Source organism: Kaistella antarctica, from assembly GCF_900109615.1.
Lineage (GTDB): Bacteria > Bacteroidota > Bacteroidia > Flavobacteriales > Weeksellaceae > Kaistella > Kaistella antarctica.
On record NZ_FOIX01000001.1, the window covers coordinates 409,036 to 427,636 of the forward strand.

17 protein-coding genes are annotated in these 18,601 nt (G+C 37.1%); 8 read left to right on the forward strand and 9 right to left on the reverse strand.

The features are described 5' to 3' along the window. Positions 1-10: 10 nt before the first annotated feature. A complete protein-coding gene (locus BMX49_RS01945; RefSeq protein ID WP_177169182.1) occupies positions 11-514 on the reverse strand; it encodes a superoxide dismutase family protein in 504 nt (167 codons plus the stop codon). A 151-nt stretch (positions 515-665) separates the two neighbouring features. Here BMX49_RS01945 and BMX49_RS01950 point away from each other — a divergent pair, with 151 nt between their 5' ends. From BMX49_RS01950 to BMX49_RS01985, 8 genes are all read left to right on the forward strand, one after another. Then, entirely contained in the window at positions 666-2,885 is a 2,220-nt protein-coding gene (locus BMX49_RS01950; RefSeq protein WP_081864346.1) for a TonB-dependent receptor, read from the forward strand. A gap of 106 nt (positions 2,886-2,991) precedes the next feature. Next, the gene (locus BMX49_RS01955) at positions 2,992-3,633 is read left to right on the forward strand and encodes a hypothetical protein (protein WP_034718124.1); all 642 of its coding nucleotides are present in this window, start codon (positions 2,992-2,994) and stop codon (positions 3,631-3,633) included. 84 nt (positions 3,634-3,717) lie between these two features. Beyond that, positions 3,718-4,437, forward strand: a complete 720-nt coding sequence (locus BMX49_RS01960) for a class I SAM-dependent methyltransferase (protein WP_034718126.1) — start codon at positions 3,718-3,720, stop codon at positions 4,435-4,437. Between the two features lie 37 nt (positions 4,438-4,474). Next, positions 4,475-6,235 carry a DNA mismatch repair endonuclease MutL gene (gene mutL / locus BMX49_RS01965; protein WP_034718128.1) on the forward strand — a complete coding sequence of 587 codons (1,761 nt, stop codon included), beginning with the start codon at positions 4,475-4,477 and terminating at the stop codon, positions 6,233-6,235. A gap of 6 nt (positions 6,236-6,241) precedes the next feature. Beyond that, positions 6,242-6,973: a rhomboid family intramembrane serine protease gene (locus BMX49_RS01970; protein WP_034718130.1), complete on the forward strand. Its 732-nt coding sequence runs from the start codon at positions 6,242-6,244 to the stop codon at positions 6,971-6,973. Between the two features lie 12 nt (positions 6,974-6,985). After that, positions 6,986-7,963: an endonuclease/exonuclease/phosphatase family protein gene (locus tag BMX49_RS01975; protein WP_034718131.1), complete on the forward strand. Its 978-nt coding sequence runs from the start codon at positions 6,986-6,988 to the stop codon at positions 7,961-7,963. 2 nt (positions 7,964-7,965) lie between these two features. Continuing rightward, entirely contained in the window at positions 7,966-8,340 is a 375-nt protein-coding gene (locus tag BMX49_RS01980) for a hypothetical protein (protein ID WP_051803641.1), read from the forward strand. A 39-nt stretch (positions 8,341-8,379) separates the two neighbouring features. Then, positions 8,380-8,724, forward strand: a complete 345-nt coding sequence (locus BMX49_RS01985; protein ID WP_034718133.1) for a hypothetical protein — start codon at positions 8,380-8,382, stop codon at positions 8,722-8,724. A 30-nt stretch (positions 8,725-8,754) separates the two neighbouring features. Here BMX49_RS01985 and BMX49_RS01990 read toward each other — a convergent pair whose 3' ends face one another. The 8 genes from BMX49_RS01990 to murC form a co-directional block, all read right to left on the reverse strand. Continuing rightward, on the reverse strand, positions 8,755-10,269 hold the full coding sequence (locus BMX49_RS01990; protein ID WP_034718134.1) for a GH3 auxin-responsive promoter family protein: 1,515 nt from the start codon (positions 10,267-10,269) through the stop codon (positions 8,755-8,757). Between the two features lie 105 nt (positions 10,270-10,374). Beyond that, positions 10,375-10,785, reverse strand: coding sequence for a BrxA/BrxB family bacilliredoxin (locus tag BMX49_RS01995; RefSeq protein ID WP_034718135.1), 411 nt, complete (start codon positions 10,783-10,785; stop codon positions 10,375-10,377). A 97-nt stretch (positions 10,786-10,882) separates the two neighbouring features. Beyond that, the gene (locus BMX49_RS02000; protein ID WP_034718138.1) at positions 10,883-12,139 is read right to left on the reverse strand and encodes a cation:proton antiporter; all 1,257 of its coding nucleotides are present in this window, start codon (positions 12,137-12,139) and stop codon (positions 10,883-10,885) included. Positions 12,140-12,315: 176 nt separating this feature from the next. Further along, positions 12,316-12,762, reverse strand: coding sequence for a GatB/YqeY domain-containing protein (locus BMX49_RS02005; protein WP_034718139.1), 447 nt, complete (start codon positions 12,760-12,762; stop codon positions 12,316-12,318). 77 nt (positions 12,763-12,839) lie between these two features. Next, complete coding sequence (gene ftsZ / locus BMX49_RS02010) at positions 12,840-14,663, reverse strand: cell division protein FtsZ (RefSeq protein WP_034718141.1); 1,824 nt, start codon at positions 14,661-14,663, stop codon at positions 12,840-12,842. A 16-nt stretch (positions 14,664-14,679) separates the two neighbouring features. Further along, positions 14,680-16,053, reverse strand: coding sequence for a cell division protein FtsA (gene ftsA, locus BMX49_RS02015; RefSeq protein ID WP_034718142.1), 1,374 nt, complete (start codon positions 16,051-16,053; stop codon positions 14,680-14,682). A gap of 50 nt (positions 16,054-16,103) precedes the next feature. Next, on the reverse strand, positions 16,104-17,141 hold the full coding sequence (locus tag BMX49_RS02020; protein WP_034718144.1) for a cell division protein FtsQ/DivIB: 1,038 nt from the start codon (positions 17,139-17,141) through the stop codon (positions 16,104-16,106). Then, complete coding sequence (gene murC, locus BMX49_RS02025; protein WP_034718145.1) at positions 17,138-18,499, reverse strand: UDP-N-acetylmuramate--L-alanine ligase; 1,362 nt, start codon at positions 18,497-18,499, stop codon at positions 17,138-17,140. Before murC ends, BMX49_RS02020 begins: the two co-directional genes overlap by 4 nt. Between the last annotated feature and the right edge of the window lie 102 nt (positions 18,500-18,601).

The window sequence follows — 18,601 nt, forward strand, 5'->3', positions numbered from 1 at the left end:
GAATATTGGATTATTTAATTTCAATACAGCCAACTCTACCACCAGCATTTCCGGTTGGTTGAGATTTGAAATCATCTTTGTCAGCATGAATGATGATTGATTTTCCTATAATATTTTTGGTGTCATCTGCGCATCCTAAACACCACTTGTCCGTTTTAAACATCAATCTTGCAGTTCCACTCTTGTCTGCGACTAAGTTGCCAATATCTCCCATGTGAAATTCTCCTTTGTCCCATTTTCCATGGTTTTCTGAGGTTGGATTCCAGTGTCCGCCCGCAGAACTTCCATCAGCAGCTGAGCAATCTCCTTTCTCGTGAATATGAATTGCATGAATTCCAGGAGTGAGTTTGTACGCATTAAGATCCATAGAAACAGTCTTTCCTTTTTGGACAAACTGAGCAGTTCCTTGAGTTTGGGTGCCGCTTTTAGAATTAATGACATAGGATTTCGTGGTCGTGCAAGACACAGCAAAGACTGCACTGCAAACAAGCATCGAGAGTTTAGCGATTTTCATAATAGTATTTTTAGGGTTAATGTAAAGATCAAAATTGTGAACAAAAGACAGGAGGTTAAATATACCATTCGGTTTGCAAATTTAACCATTCGGTCACTTAAATTTTCAGCAAATCTCATTCCGCAGTACTTTTATTCCCTAAAACAAAACCATGCAAACGTTTATCATTTCTAAAGTGCTGCTCCTTGTATTTTTCCTGATCGGACTTTTTTCTCAAGCGCAGATCACTGTTTCTGGAAAAGTAAGTTTTAAAAACAAGGGCCTTAAAGACATTTCAGTCACTTTAAAAAACTCCTATGACGGATCTACCACTGATGAAAATGGGAATTATTCTTTTGAAACATCGGAAAAAGGACCACAGATTTTGGTTTTTTCGAATTCGAAATTTGCGGAGATTGAAAAACCAATAGTTATTGAAAGTTCCAATTTAAATGTAAATGCTGATTTAAAAGAACAGATTTCCGAGATCGATGCCGTCGTAATTTCTGCTGGATCCATTGAAGCAAGCGATCGAAAAAGAGCAACTGCACTTTTAACTCCAATCGATATCTATACCACGGCTGGAGCAAACGGTCAAGTTTCGGCAGCTTTGGAAACATTGCCAGGCGTACAAAAAATTGGAGAAACAGAAGGATTATTTGTTCGTGGCGGAACGGGAGCAGAAACTAAATTTTTTATGGATGGAAATTTAGTCAACAACTTTTTTGGTAATTCTATTCCTGGAATTAAGTCGATGGATCGGTTGAATACGTCATTATTTAAAGGAAACGTGTTTTCCAGCGGCGGCTATTCTGCGGTTTACGGTCAAGCTTTATCTTCAGTTTTGGTTTTAGAAAGCATTGACTTTCCCGAAAGAAACTCTGTAGATTTAGGTGTTTCACCTTTGTTCATCACGGCGGGATTTCAAAACGTCAACGAAGAAAAATCAAAATCATTTGGGGTTTTTAGCTCTTATTCGAATCTTGGCTTGATAAGGAAACTAATTAAGTTTACCAACGATTTTACCAAGGCACCAGAAAGCTTCGGCACCAATTTTAACTTCAGACTTAGAAATAAAGCTGGTGGAATTTTAAAATATTACGGAAGTTTCGATACAAATACAATCGGACTGCAATCCGAAAGTTTGGAACCCAACATCGATTTTGATAATACTTCTTTAAAGGGAAAAAATACGTTTCATAATCTTTCGTTCAGACAAAGATTCGGGCAATATCTTTTCAATGTCGGCAGCTCGTACACTTTCAATTCTAATTACATTGATCTCTCTAATACATTTGAAAATTCCGAAATCAATCAAAATGTTATTGATATAAGAGGAAATTATTTTAATGCAAAAGGAACTTTAGAGCGAAAAATAAATAAAATTTCAGCAATCAGAGGTGGTATTGAGTTTAATCAAGCCAACGAAAAAACTTACGTTGCACTTTCGCAGATGCCTTATATCTCTGATAACACTATTACGTCAATTTTTGCCGAAACGGATTTGGGTTTTAGCAATCATCTTTCCGCGAAAGTCGGAGTAAGAGGCGAGTATGCAACTGCGGTTAATCAATGGAATCTTGCACCAAGATTTGCTATGGCTTATCGGATTTCTAAAAGCTGGACCAGTTCTTTGGCTTACGGAATTTTCTACCAAAACCCGGAACAGAAATACTTTGGAACTGAACCCTTGAGTTTTCAAAAAGCCGAACATTACGTTTTACAAGTTCAAAAATCGGAGGATGGAAGAAGTTTTCGACTCGAAGCTTTCTATAAAAACTACACGGATTTAATTAAAACTAAAGTTCTAGATTTCCGGCCAGTTGCCATCAATAATAACGGAGATGGATTCGCAAAAGGCTTCGAAGTTTTTTGGCGCGATAAGAAATCAATTAAAAATATCGATTACTGGATTTCCTATTCTTACCTCGATTCCAAACGCAACTTTCAGAATTATGATCAACGTTTATTTCCGAGTTTCGCTTCAAAACACACGCTTTCCTTTGTCGCTAAGAAATTCGTAACCGACTGGAAAACGGGGTTTAATCTTTCTTACACTTATGCTTCTGGCAGGCCCTTTTACAATTTTCAAACCGATAATAATGGCGACTACTTTTTAAACACTCAAGGAAAATTAAAAGATTTTAATGCTTTAAATTTTAGTCTCAATTACTTACCTAATCTGGGTAAAAAAGATGCTAAAGCATTTACGATACTCGTTTTGTCAGTCAACAATATTTTAGGACAAAAGAATATTTATGGCTATCAATTTTCAAATGACGGGTTAAGAAGCAAACCAATTTTACCATCTGCAAGCACATTTGTTTTTATCGGAGCGTTCATCAGTTTCGGCATTGATCGAACTCAAGATGCAATCAATAATAATCTTTAATACGGTTCAGAAAATAGAATTGACCCTTCAGTAAGAAAAACTTTTGTTAAGAATTATGCTGAATTATCTTTAGCCCATCAAATTAAGAAACCAAATATTTAAAACAATGAAAAAATTATTTTTAACGATGCTTCTTTTAACAACAGTAAGCATTTTTGCCCAAACTACTTTTGATAAAGTAATGACTGAAAAGATTGCTAAAATTGACCAAGCTAAAACGCCAGAAGATTTTACCGCACTCTCGAATGATTTTGTAAGAATCGGAGATAAAGAAAAAACCCAATGGCTTCCTTATTATTACGCCGCTCATACTTCCATCGAAAAAGGAAGAATGTTGATGCGTACCGGAAAAGTTACCGAACTCGACGCAATTACGGCAGAAGCTCAAACTTCTTTAGACAAAGCTTCCGACTTAAGTAAAGACAATGCCGAAATTTTTATCTTGCAAAAAATGATTCACGGTTTAAGAATGATGGTTGATCCGCAAGTTCGATACATGAGTGAATCGATGTTAGGCGCGGCTGCCTTAGAAAAAGCTGAAAAGTTGGCTCCTGAAAATCCCAGAATTACGATGCTGAAAGCAGAAGATACTTATTTCACGCCGGAACAATTTGGTGGCAGCAAAACAAAAGGGTTGGAGTTATTTCAGAAAGCATTAGATCAGTTTAAAGTCTACCAACCGAAAACTTCGTTAGATCCAAATTGGGGTAAAGGAGAAGCTGAATATTTCTTGGCTAATAAACCCTAATCCGAATAAAATTTTAAAATAACCTCTGGAATTTCTGGAGGTTTTTTTTGATTGAGGCAAAAAATAAATCACTATTTTTGCGACATGAAAAAAGACGATATCGCGCACTTTTACGACGAATTTTCTAAGAAACAAGTTAGAACTGGAGCCAATGAACGTTTGATTTCATTATACAAAAGACTACAAAAATTAGGTTTAAAATCGAATTCAAAAATTTTGGAGCTCGGTTGCGGTGTTGGCATCTTCACTGGTCTTCTTGCCAAGAACAAATCTGTAGGAATAATTGAAGCGGTAGATTTAAGTGGGAAAAGTGTTGCTATCGCTGAAAAAGAACTGCAGAATAAAAAAAATATTCAGTTCGCGGTTGCAGATGTGGTTACTTACCAACCTAAAAATTCAGATTTCGATTTCATTACTTTGATGGATGTCATCGAACATATTCCTTTAGACCAACACGAAGCATTGTTTGGTAATTTAGCACAAATTTGTACGGACAAAACAAGGATTGCGATTAACATTCCGAATCCTCAATACATCGACTTTACCAGAATTAACCATCCCGAAACATTGCAGGTAATCGATCAGGAAGTTTATTTATTTCCACTTTTGCAGCATTTTGAAAAACACCATTTAGAATTGGTCTTTTTTGAAAAGTATGGTATTTGGGAAGTTGAAGATTATCACTTCATGGTCGTTCGGAAAAAAAGAGTTTTCGAACTGAAGCATCTTGCCGATCAGCGAAATGTTTCGGAGAAAATAGTAAAAAAAGTAACTGCTAAATTGGATGCAATTAAATATCAATAATTGCTGAGAAACACCTTTATTTGAGTATATTATTAAAATGTCAGACATTATAAAACTTTTGCCAGATCATGTCGCTAACCAAATTGCCGCTGGTGAAGTGGTGCAGCGACCTGCCTCTATTGTGAAAGAACTGGTAGAAAACTCCATCGATGCGGGCGCTACCAAAATTGAATTGATTATTCGCGATGCGGGTAGAAATCTAATTCAAGTCGTAGATAACGGCAGCGGAATGAGTGAGACCGATGCGAGATTGGCCTTCGAAAGACACGCAACTTCTAAGATTCACACGACCGAAGATATTTTCAGAATTTCCACTAAGGGATTTCGGGGTGAAGCTTTGGCTTCAATCGCCGCGGTGTCTGAGGTAGAATTAAAAACGAAAACTCAAGATTCCAAAATCGGCACCAATATTTATATTGAAGGTGGCGGTTTTCAATTTCAGGAACCGATTCAAACAGCGGAAGGTTCTAACTTTTCGGTCAAGAATTTATTCTATAATGTTCCCGCCAGACGAAAATTTTTAAAGAATAACAATATTGAATTTCGTCATATTATTGATGAGTTTCAAAGGGTTGCTTTGGCGCATGAGAATTTAGATTTCGAACTTTTCCACAATGATGATATTATTTTCAGATTACGGAAAGCCAGTTTGCTACAGAGAATTGTAGATGTTTTTGGCCGAAAATTGCAACCGCTTTTAATTCCAATTAAAGAGGATTTAGGCTGGATTCAGTTGAATGGATTTGTCGCAAAACCAGAAGGTGCGAAAAAAACTCGAGGTGAGCAGTTTTTCTTTGTTAATGGACGCTTTTTTAGAAGTCCCTATTTTAACAAAGCCGTTCAGGAGGCCTTTGATGGCTTGCTTTTGCCAGGATATATTCCGACCTTCTTTTTGTTTTTAGATTTAGCTCCCGAGAAAATTGACGTCAATATTCACCCGCAAAAAACAGAAGTTAAGTTTGAAGATGAGAATTTAATCTTCGCTTTGGTGCGTTCAACCATCAAGCGTTCTTTAGGAATTTATAATATTTCCCCCAGTTTAGATTTCGATCGCGATTCGGGAATGGATGCTTTTTTAAATCAAACTAAAACCAGCGGAAGTTTCAAAGTTCCAGAGATTGTCGTCGATCGTGATTACAATCCTTTCCGTGAAGAAACGGTTTTGCCTGGTGAAAAAGTGGCGATGGCAGAAATGTATCAGCAGAATATTCAAGCTGAGCCGTCCAAAATAAACCTTTTCGAAGAAGAAGATTTTGATGAGGATTTGATGCGTCTTCCAAATGGATATTGGCTTTTTAATAAAAACGGAAAAACGCTGATGCTCGATTTGGGCAGAATGCACCGCTTGATTGTGAGTGAGCGAAACGGTAAGAAAAAACGCAGCAATGAAAAGCATACGCTCCTTTTCTCACTGGAATATCACATGAATGAAACCGAAAAAAATAAGTTTCGGTCCATTAAAAAATATCTGCCAGAACTAGGCTTTGAAATGATTATAGCCAATGACAATGTGTTGCGAATTGATGCCGTGCCGCAAGGATTAAAAGAAACGCAGGTCATGAAATTTCTTGAGAACCTTTTTGAAATATTAGAGTATCGTACCGAAGATGAATTTCTCGATTTTTACAATAGCAAATGGGATAAAATCCAAAGCAAATCCCGCTTTGATTTCCTTTATAAAATGGATGCCGAGCAACTGATTAAGGATTTCACCTTGTTAGGTTTCCCCGAATATTTACCGTCTGGGAAAAGATGTTTCATCGAAATTCCCTTAGAGGACTTAAAAAATAAATTTTAAAAAATTATGTTTCAAAATATTACACCCATCACCCGAAATATCATCATCATCAACGTTGCTGTTTTTGTGCTGATGTATTTGCTAGACAGTCAGGAAGTCTTTATGAAATTTGCCGCCTTCTATCCTTTTTCGCCTTTTTTTAAATCCTGGCAAATAGTAACGCATATGTTTATGCACGGTAGTTTGATGCATATTCTTTTCAATATGTTTACGCTTTATAGTTTTGGACCGGTGCTAGAAAGAACTTTGGGTGACAAAAAATATATCATTCTTTATTTTGTGAGCGGACTTGGTGCCTTTTTTCTTTTCAATTTGTGGAATTTCGTTGAGGTTCAACAGATCCAGTCAAATCTAGAAAGTTTTGGCTTTAATTTAGAAAGTTATTTAGCAGGAGAGAGTGTTCCCTTTGTCGGAAATTCTGCCGCGATTGTTACTCAGCAAGGACTTCTGCAAGAACTAAAATCCATTATTACCGTTCCAATGGTTGGGGCGTCTGGAGCCATTTTTGGCGTCATTGCTGCTTTTGCCACCTTATATCCGAATGCAGAAATTGGCATTATGTTTATTCCGATTCCAGTAAAAGTAAAATATGTTTTGCCAGTCATCGTTATCGGTTCTGTCATTCTGGGCGTAACTGGAAATGTGGGAGGTATTGCTCATCTAGCCCATGTTGGTGGTGCATTGATTGGTTTTTTACTGGCGAAATATTGGAAAAAAGATCAGTACCGAATCAATTAAAATTACCTGTTTGTGAAACTTTTCAGATTTGCTTTAGTTCTAATTCATGTGGTCATTATTGTTTTGCTAGGCGGAACATTGTTAAATGATTATGTTTCGCCGAGCGTTTTTCCGTATTTAAATTTGTTGTCGTTGGCATTTCCAGTTTTAATGATTTTGAATCTAATGCTTTGCCTACTTTGGATCATCTCCTGGAAAAAGCGGGCATTATTTTTTATCGTGATGACTTTAATGATGTTGACGCCCATTAAAAGATGGATTAACTGGAACAGTGAAGTTGCAGAAAAGGCGAATCTTAAAATTGTTACCATGAATATGCATTTTGGCAATTTCGGTAAGGAAGAACTCATTAACTATTTACAAGAGACGGATGCTGATATTGTTCTGGGTCAGGAAGCGGTGCACGATTTAGAGCTTAAAGGTTATGAAAATAGCATCAATGAATATCAAATTCTTTCGCTAAATTCAAAAACGGAAATTATTAAGAAAGAAAAATTAGCGACCTTCAGTAATGGAAATGCATTCTATGCAGATATTAAATTTGAGGGTAAAATTATTCGGTTTGTGAATGTGTATATGAATCCATTTTCTTTTGACAAAAAGATGGTAAAACCCGTAGAAGATTTGCAGGAAAATAAAGCCAAAGTAAAAGACATTGTAAAAAAACTTGTGCCAACCTTTAAGATTCATCAGAAAGAAATTGTAGATATTAGAAAGGCCATTGATGATTCGCCTTATCCCGTAATTCTGGCGGGCGATTTTAATGCTGTTCCGAATTCTTATGAGTATTACGAATTGGGTAGAGGTTTAACTGATGCATTTCTAAAGGTTGGTCGTGGAAGTTCCACCAGCTTTCACGATTATAAATTCCCGATTAGGATTGATTATATTTTTACGTCCAAAGAAATAAAACCAGTTAGTTATCGTGTTGATCGGTCGGTGAAACTTTCGGATCATTTTCCGGTTATCGCTGAATTTAAAGTTGATTAAAAATGAGAAATATATATTTCATATCGTTTCTAGGCTTTCTTATTTCATGTGGAAAGGAAAGGGCTAAACAGATTGTTGTTGCTCAGGAAAACACTTCTATTCCACCTTATGATACGATTGCCATCGATTCCTTTTCCCAAGGCGCCACTTCTGTAGATATCGCTCGGAAAATTAAAATGTCTTCCTTAAAATTTCAAGATTCTTTAAAACAAATTAAGTTGAAAAGTCAGGAGGAACAACTGCTCAAAAAAGCGAAAGATGAAAAAGTAGAATTGGAGAAAAAAGCGGCTGAAGCTCAAAAGAAGATCGACGCAGAAAAGCTAAAAACCAAAGAGAAAGCAACAGCTATTCAACCTGTACCTGCGGTAAATCCGTAATTTTGGCCTACATTTGAAATTAAAGTGATCAAGTAAATTATGAAAAAATATTTTTTAAGTGCAGCAATTATTTCTTTAGGATTAATGAGTTGTACGAAATCTGAAGTAAATGTTGAAACCGTCGAAAATTCGGACGGAACATCAACCACAACTACCGTAGAAAAAGAAAAAACTACATCATTTGATTCTGTAAAAATTAATGCAACCGTAGATCAAGCCCAGCAGAAACTAAACGAAGCCGGAAAAAAAATTGATGAGTACGCAAAAGACGGACGCACTCAATTTAAGAAAGCGGGCAACGATATAAAAGATGCTGCAGCCAAAGGAGCTGAAAAAGTGGAGAAAGGTGCAGAAAAAATCAAAGACGATTTGAATAAAGAATAATTGAAAATCTGCTTTAATTAAGCAGATTTTTTATTGATTCATCTTTAATAATGGTTCGATATATTCCCGATCATTGCTTAATCGCGGAACTTTATTTTGACCACCAAGCTTACCTCGTTCAGACATCCATTTGTAAAACAGATGCGGTTTAGCCACGTGAATAATTGGTTTTTTCAACGTCATATTATTATACCTTTTCGCTTCGTAGTCAGAATTCACGGATTTTAAATGATTGTCGAAAACCTCGGCAAATCTTTCTAGATCTTCGGGTTCTTGCATAAATTCGAAGATCCATTCGTGAGCGCCACTTTCGCCATTCTGCATAAAAACAGGAGCGCCCGTGAAATCTAAAATAGAGGAATTGGTTGCCTCACATGCTTTTGAGAGTGCGGTTTCTACATTATCAATCATCAGTTCTTCACCGAAAGCATTAATATAATGTTTGGTTCGTCCAGAAACTTTAATTCGAAAAGGTTGAAGCGAAGTGAATCGAACGGTGTCGCCAATTAAATACCGCCAAAGTCCACTGTTCGTGGTAATAACCATCGCGTAATTCTTGCCGATTTCTACTTCTTGTAAAGGAATTGCTTCGAGATTATCTGGGTCAAATTTATCCATCGGAATGAATTCATAGAAAATTCCATAATCGAGCATCAGCAACATTTCGTCGCTTCCATGCTGATCCTGAATTCCAAAAAAACCTTCAGAAGCATTATAGATTTCGTAGTAATTAATATCTTTTCCGATGATTTTTTTATACTGTTCGCGGTAAGGTTTAAAACTGATTCCGCCATGAAAGAAGACTTCCAAATTCGGCCACAGCTCTGAAATGCTTTCATGTCCTTTTTCTTTTAAAATCCGTTGAAGCAAAACCATCATCCAACTGGGAACGCCGGTTAAGCTACCCACTTTTTCATTGGTTACTTCAGAAATAATAGCTTCCAATTTGGTTTCCCATTCCGACATTAAGGAAACTTTTTTGCTCGGTGTCGTGGTGATTTCCACCCAGAAAGGAAGATTGTCAATTAAAATCGCTGAAAGATCTCCGAATTTTGTATTAAAGTTTTCGTAGAAATCCGCACTTCCACCAAGACGAAGATTCATGTTGGTGAAGAGTTGATTTTCGGGATGGTTATTGGCGTAAATGGAGATGAGGTCTTTGCCTGCTTTCATATGGCAAAGCTCCAGACTCTCATCCGTAATCGGAATAAATTTACTTTTGGCGTTAGTCGTTCCTGATGATTTCGCAAAATTTTTCACATAACCTGGCCAGAAAACATCTTTTTGTCCTTGTCTGGCTTGTTCGATATATGGTTCGAAATCTTCATAAGTTACAATAGGAACATTTTTCGTAAAATCTTCATAACTCGAAATACTACTGAAACCGTGAATCTTACCGTAATCGGTATTTTCAGCGTAATAAAGTTGGGAGAAGAGCACGCCATTTTGGGTTTCAATCGGGTGATCCATAAAATTCTGAATCTGATCGATCCTTTGTTTGATAAACCAATTGACCACCGTGTTGAAAAGCGCTTTTGTTGCCATATAGGCAAATATAATATTTTTATGCTAAAAGGTGTTATGCTATCAATCACAAAAAAATTCCGCCTTGTGAAAAGCGGAATTTCTATTTAAACTAAAACCTTAATCTTAGCAATATTCTTCGTAAGCTCCTTGCAAGTTCGCCGCAATTGCTCCAGCAGGATTTCCTTCGATGTGGTGTCTTTCTAACATGTGAACCAATTCACCGTCTTTGAAAAGAGCGATACATGGTGAACTTGGTGGGAAAGGTGCCAAATGCTTACGCGCTTCGTCAACTGCATCTTTATCATAACCTGCGAAAACAGTTACAAGATTTGTTGGTTTCTTATCACCTGTTAGTGAGAAAACTGCGCCTGGTCTTGCCGCTCCGGCTGCACAACCGCACACAGAGTTAATCATCAAAAGAGTAGTTCCTTCTTTTTTGATGGCTGCGTTTACGGCTTCAGCAGAAGTTAAATCTTGAAAACCTTTATCGGTTAGTTCATGCTTCATTGGCATTACTAAATCATCTGGATACATATTTTTTTATTTTATGAGTTAAACTATTGACTTGCAAAAATAATTCTTTTTAAACAAATCTCTTTCGTCTTAAATCTATCAAAACAATACCAATTATCTATTGAGACTTATTGGCTGATTTAGCTGTCAGTTTTTTAGCGAGTTTACCGATGGTCAATCCTTGGAAAATAATAGAAAATAAAACGATAATATAAGTAATTGCAACAAACATGTCACCGGAAGTTTCCCTTGGTAAAGCCAGCGCCAGTGCGACTGAAATTCCTCCGCGAATTCCGCCCCAAACTAAAATTGGAAAAGAATTGGTTTCAAATTTAACCCGCTTTTTTAAGAGGAAAAAAGGAATTCCCACTGAAATAAATCGGGCTAAAAGAACAACGAAAATAGCAATGACGCCAATGAGAATATAGATGTTTTCAAAGTTGATCACCAATAGTTCCAAACCGATCAAGAGAAATAAAATAGCGTTCAAAATTTCGTCCAGCATTTCCCAAAACTTATCGATGTATTCTTCGGTAATTCTACTCATTCCCACTTCTCTACCGCGATTCCCAATAAAAATTCCAGCGACGACCATGGCCAAAGGACCACTGATGTGCAGTGACGACGCCAACCAATATCCACCCATCACCATTGCTAAAGTGACCATTACTTCCACCGAATATTCATCAATCGTTTTCAAAATGTAAGTTCCGACACTTCCGAGAATGGTTCCTAAAATGATTCCGCCACCGGCTTCTTTTAGAAATAAAAGAGCAATATCCGTGAAGCCCATATTTTCAAAACCGACTTTCGAGATTTCTAAGAGGGCGATAAATAAAACAACAGCAACACCATCATTAAATAAACTTTCTCCCGTAATTTTTGTTTCTAAAGTCTTCGGAATATTTGCCGTTTTTAAAATACCTAAAACTGCAATCGGATCTGTCGGTGAAATCAAAGCGCCAAAGAGTAGGCAATTAATGAAAGGAATATTTAAACTGAACGCTTCTAAAAGCAAATACATCAAACCACCTACGATAACAGTAGAGAGCAGAACACCAATAGTAGAAAAGGCGATAATCGGGACCCGCTCCGATTTTATATCATTTAATCGAATATGAATCGAACCTGCAAATAATAGAAAACTTAACATGATTTCCATTAAGATGGTGTAGAAATCAATTGACAAAATCATCTTCTTGGTCTCCACAAATAAACCTGGAAAAGAGGAAGCTAATAAAACAATTCCCAAAGAAGTTAGCAGCGAAATAATCATCACGCCAATGGTTCTGGGAAGTTTCAGAAATCTTTTATTAAAATAGCCGAATGCTGCGGCAAGTATGATGATGATGGTGAAGTAGTGGTAAATCTGCATGTAGAAAATTTATTCAAATGTAATAAAATAAAAAACCCGAAACATAATGTTCCGGGTTTCAATCAAATCGATATGCATAAAATGAATATCCCTTTTAGAATAATTGATGGTTTATAATTGATGGGTGATTAATGCGGCACTAATCAGTTATCAATCATCTTTTATCAATCATAATTTTAGGAAAGTAATTTTTTCGCCATGTCGGAAATACTTTTTCCGTCGCTCTTTCCAGCAAGTGCTTTTCCTGCCATTCCCATTACTTTTCCTAAATCTTTGGCGCTGGTTGCACCTGTTTCTGCAATAATATTTTTCATTTCGGCTTCCAGTTCTTCACTGGTCATTTGCTGCGGCAAATATTTTTCAATGACTTTGCTCTGTGCGTCTTCCACTTCAGCTAAATCGCCTCTGTTTTGAGCCATAAACTGATCGTAAGAATCTTTTCGCTGCTTGATCATTCTTTGTAAAATTGCAATTTCCTGCTCTGCCGAAACATCGGCTCCTTTTGCTTCTGTTTTTAGCAATAGGATTTGAGATTTTACGGCTCGCAAAGCATCTAAGGCCACTTTATCTTTCGCTCGCATCGCGTCTTTAATTGCGTCGCTGATGATTATTTCTAAACTCATAAGTTCAATTTGTTGATTAGATGATTTGACGATTTGTTAATTAAAAATTAGCAAATCATCGCATCGTCACATTATTATTAGTCTACGTCTTTATTTAAAAACCGATTTTCTCTAACCTGCATTTTTCCATCAGTTTCCGTTAGAAAATTATTGATTTTTTGGTCAGAAGCATTTTCCTGTCCGATTGAAATATTTTTTCTACGGAAAGCTGGAATCGTTTCGAAATCATTTTCTGGCTCGAAATTCTGGTATCTTGAGTTGAACTGTTTCAATTTATTTCTTCTTTCCAAAACTTTGTCGCTGTTCGGTGTTTTATTAATGAAAGTAAAATCATCTTCAACATCGAATAAGTTTGTTTCTGCTACAGGCTCTTCCACCTTTGGCTCTACTTTTTGAACCGGTTCTTCTTTGATGATTGCCGTAGGTTGCGGTGTTTCAACTATCGGTTCCTCAATCGGTTCGTTTACGAAAAAACTGAAATCCATCGGTTTTTCTTCTGTAAAAGTAGGGGTGTTTTTAAAAGGAGTTTCTTCTTTTTTATCTTCAGTTTCAAAACTAAATGATTGGGCAAGTGGCTCGTCGCTCAAGTCATCATCGTAGGTGAACAAATCAAATTCTGGACTTTCTTCCTCTTGAAGAAAGTTTTCTGGCGATTGATTTTCTTCCACAAAACGATTGTGATCAGTCGGTACTTCCTTCTCAATCACTCTCTTTTTCTCAACTGTCTTTACCTGAAACTCGTTGACTGGAAAATCATCTTCGTCATCTAGAATAAAAAGATTTTTAGAAGGGGAGTTACTTTTCGCAGTCTCTTGATTTTCAAGATTAGATTTGAAAATATTTTCTCTCTTCTTAGCTGGTTCAATTGAATCTGATAAAGTAAAGTTCACTTTTTCAGTAACGCCAGAAGTTTTTTGGTGTTCCTTTGAAAAACCAGTCGCGATAACCAGTACACTCACAGAATCTCCTAATTCTTCGTCGGTACCAACACCGAAAATAATATCAGCCGTATGTCCGGCTTCAATTTGGATATGATCCATAATCACACCGATTTCATCCATGGTCACTTCTTCCGTACCACTTCTGATCAGCAACAGCACGTTTCTGGCACCAGTAATTTTGTTATCATTTAATAACGGAGAATCAAGCGCTTTTTTCACAGCTTCTTCTGCTTTGTTTTCACCTGACGCAACTCCGTTCGACATTAAGGCCGTTCCAGAATTGGCTAAAACAGATTTCGCATCACGGAAGTCAATATTCACATCGAAATATCCGGTAATAACTTCGGCCATTCCTTTTGCAGCGTTAGTTAATACTTCATCCGCTTTGGAGAATCCTGATTTAAAACCAAGGTTACCAAACTGCTGACGTAATTTATCATTGTTAATGACGATCAGTGAATCAACATTATTTCTTAATTTTTCTAAACCTAATTCGGCTTGTTCTAATCTTCTTTTCCCTTCAAAACTAAAAGGAACGGTCACGATTCCGATGGTAAGAATTCCCATGTCTTTTGCTACTTTCGCAATGACAGGAGCAGCACCAGTTCCGGTACCACCGCCCATTCCGGCAGTAATGAAAACCATTTTGGTGTTTTGTCCCATGGCCGCTTTTATATCTTCGATACTTTCGATCGCTGCTTTTTCACCAACTTCAGGGTCGGCTCCTGCGCCTAAACCTTCTGTGATGGTCAATCCTAATTGTACTTTATTGGCAACTGGATTATTATCTAAAGTTTGAGAATCGGTATTACAAATGACGAAATCTACGCCATGAATTCCGCGCTCGTACATGTGCTTCAGGGCATTGTTTCCACCGCCTCCGACGCCGATTACTTTGATTATTGAGGAATTTCCTTTTGGTAAATCAAATGAAAATCCTGGGGTGTTTATATTTTCCATAGTCTTGGTTTTTTAATTATTCAACTTCTTCGAAAAACTTTTTTACGCTTTCCATTATTTTTTGACCGATAGTCAATTTGTTCCGTCTGTTTTCGGTCGCTTGAGCCACCAATACTTCTTTGCTAACAGGTTCGGCGTCCAGCAAAGTTTCGTCTACCGTAAGGCGATTGTTTGGTGCAGTTGACACTTCTGCTTTCTCATCTACAATCTCGGGACTACTTTTCTTATCGCGGATTTTCAAACTTTCCATGAGTAAACCAATGGCTGTTGCATATTCCGGACCTTTTAAATGTTGGCTTTTATCATTGGTCACATATTCATTGGCAAAACCAATTCTGCTGTCGAATCCTGTGGTGTAATTGGCCAGTTGACGAAGATGACGAAGATTGGAACCGCCTCCAGTCAAAACAATTCCGGCTATTAATTTTTTCTTTTGTTCGAAAGCGCCGTAGGCTTTTAATTCTGTATTCACCATTTCCAAAATCTCTTCAACTCTAGCACTCACGATTTGCGCTAAAGTTTTTAGAGAAATTTCTTTGTCAGGTCTTCCGTGCAAACCCGGAATCGTAACGAACGTAGTATCTTTCTCCAATTCAGGAACTGCAGATCCGAAATTTACTTTAAGTTTTTCTGCATGTTTTTCAATGATCGAACATCCCTCTTTAATATCATCCGTAATAATCCCGCCACCGTAAGGAATTACGCAGGTGTGACGAATAATATTGTCTTTAAAAATAGCGATATCCGTAGTTCCACCACCGATATCAACGATCGCAACTCCAGCTTCTTTTTCTTCTTTTGTTAAAACTGCTTCAGACGATGCTAACGGTTCGAGCGTTAAAGCTTCCATTTCTAAACCAGCTTCACGAACACATCTGGCGATATTTCTAATGCTGCCCATTTGACCAACAACCACATGAAAGTTCGCTTCTAAACGAGTGCCGTGCATACCGACTGGTTCCTGGATTTCACCTTGGGAATCTACTTTATATTCTTGGGGAAGAACATGAATAATTTCCTCGCCAGGCAACATGACCAACTGTTTTACTTGATCTTTTAATTTTTCGATATCGTCATCCGTAATATATCGATCCGGATTTTCGCGCATGATATAGTCGGAATGTTGCAGCGAACGAATATGTTTGCCAGCGATTCCCACCGTTACTTTGTGAATGGGAACGCCAGAACTTGACTGTGCTTGGGCTACGGCGGCTTTGATGGATTGAATGGTTTGGGAAATATTGTTCACAATGCCTTTATGAACTCCTAAACTTTTTGCGGTCCCGACGCCGAGAACCTCAATCTTTCCGTGGGTGTTTCGCCGTCCGACAATGGCCACAATCTTGGTGGTACCGATGTCGAGGCCTACTGAATACTCGTGATTTTCCATTATATGTCGATTTGATTTTTTATCATTTTCAAAGGATTGATCCTCTGTTTTTATTCTATTTTAACTTTCGCTTTGGGCTTGCTTTCCACCTTTTTCGGAGTAACTGCTGGTTTTTTTTCAACAACCTTTGGTTTTACTATTTCCTTTCTGGGAGTTACTTTTGGTTTACTTTCCTCAGATTTTGGTTTGATGGTTGCCTTTTTTTTGACCTCCGTAACTTTTGGTTTCTCCTTTCGCGTTTCTTTCTTAGCTTCTACTCTTTGAGGCGTTAATGCCTTTTTCTGTGCCTCTTCTTTTTTCTGATTGATCACCGGCAACTTGGCCAATTCCTTTTTACCAACCGAGATGATGCTGTCATTCTCTTTGAAATTAGGATTCAGCGTAGTGACAATTTGATTCTCATACTTCACCGAGACTTTATTGTATTTTTCTGGATCTTGAAAAATTAAAAATTTTTCTACGAAAGCTTTAAATCCTTTTACTTTCAGGTCTATTTTTTCTAAATCACCAATTTCTACTTTAAAGTAACCTTCGCTGGTGAGCAGTTCATAATTGCCATTTTTCTTTGCGATTCCGATGAAATATTTCTTACTAAAATCGTCACGGTCAATTTTTGACACGAGTTCAGCTAATTTCACATATTCCGATTTTTTTACATTTCCCATCACCAACATACAAGGGAAAGAGTAATTTTTAGAAGTGGGAAATTCAACGCCTTTTTCATCCACATAAAAATCGCGATCGTCTTTGTTGAGACGGAAAGCTGGCACTCGCTGTTTGATATCTAAATTCAAATTTCCGTTTAAGTTTAAATAAACATTAGCACTATCTACGGCGGGAAGTTGATTTAATTTCTTTTCTAATTCAGGAATATTAATATCACCAACTCTTTTGGTCGGATTTGATTTTTTCACCAGGTCCTTAACATCTTTTTCATCGATGAAGTAAACACGATTTTTAGTCTGAGTCAGCTTTACCGTTACTTTTTCCATGGGTTTATCGTTGAATCTTTTTAAGGAGAAACTCAGCAGAAATCCAAAGATGATTACTGTAATTAAAATTTTTAATATTCTGAATTTGTTCTTCATTTTTTATCTGAGAGCCATTCTACAATTCCGTCGTACAAAGTATCGATGTTTCCAGCACCAACGGTCAATAGTACGTCGAAGTCTTTTTCTTTTATTTTATTAAAAGTTTCTTCCAAGGTGGAAACTTCCTTTTTTTCTAGTTTAATTTTTTCTAATAACCACTCGGAAGTTGTTCCTTCATAGTTTTGCTGTAATTCGCGGGCGGGATAAATATCCATTAGAATCAACTCATCAGCCTTATCTAAACTTTCTGCAAAGGCTTCAGCAAAATCTCTTGTTCTGCTGAAAAGATGCGGCTGAAATACTACCAACAATTTCTTGTGCGGATAGAAGGTTTTAATCGAGCCAATTACCGCATTTAATTCGGTTGGATGATGCGCATAATCATCGATATAAATTTTTCCGCTATCGAAATTATGTTTGGTATAACGCCTCTTTATTCCTTTGAAACTGGTGATTCCTTTTTTCAGAGTTTCAATATCAACACCGAAATTATTTAATAGTGCAATCGCTGCGGTGGCATTTTCAACATTATGAATTCCGGGGATTTCCCAGACGAAATCATCAAACTCTTCCGTCGGAGTGTGGAAATCGAAATATATTTTATCGCCAATTTCTCTAATGTTATCGGAGTAGTAATCGGCTTCTTCATTAACTGCGTACGTTTTGGTCTCACGACCGATATTGATTCCTTTTCTAACAAAAAGCTGTTGGCCTTCTGGAACCAAATCAGCAAAATCCTGAAACCCTTTTTGAATCGTGGCATCATCTCCATAAATATCCAAATGATCTGCATCTGTGGACGTAATCACCGCCCAATCTGGAGAAAGCGTTAAAAAACTTCTGTCATATTCATCTGCCTCAACCACTGAAATATCGTTTCCATTAAAATGAAAATTAGATTTAAAGTTCTCTGCAATTCCACCTAAAAAGCAAGAGAACGGCAGATTCGCTTCTTCACATAAATGCGCCACTAAAGATGATGTCGTCGTTTTACCGTGTGTTCCTGCAATCGCGATGCAATCGGTATTTTCAGTGATCATTCCCAGAACTTTCGCTCTTTTTAAAACATCGAATTTCTTATCATTAAAGTAATTGAGAATATCCAGTTTTTTAATGGCTGGCGTATAAATCACCAAAGTATTTTCTGGTGTTAAATTTTTAATTTTATCATTAACAATATCTTCGAACTGAATCTCAACTCCTTCTTCTACCAAAGCGTTGGTCAACTTGGTGTGCATTTTATCATAACCTAAAACGGTTTTCCCTGACGCGTTGAAATAGCGCGCTAGAGCACTCATACCGATGCCGCCGATGCCGACAAAGTAGAAGTTTTGATATGTTGTTAAAGGTTTCATTTTCGTTTTATTGATTGCGCCCTTTCAGGGCTTTCTATTACTTTTTTTCTTTTTATCAAATTCAAAGGGCTTTACCCTTTGCTGATGATTACGCCACTTCGT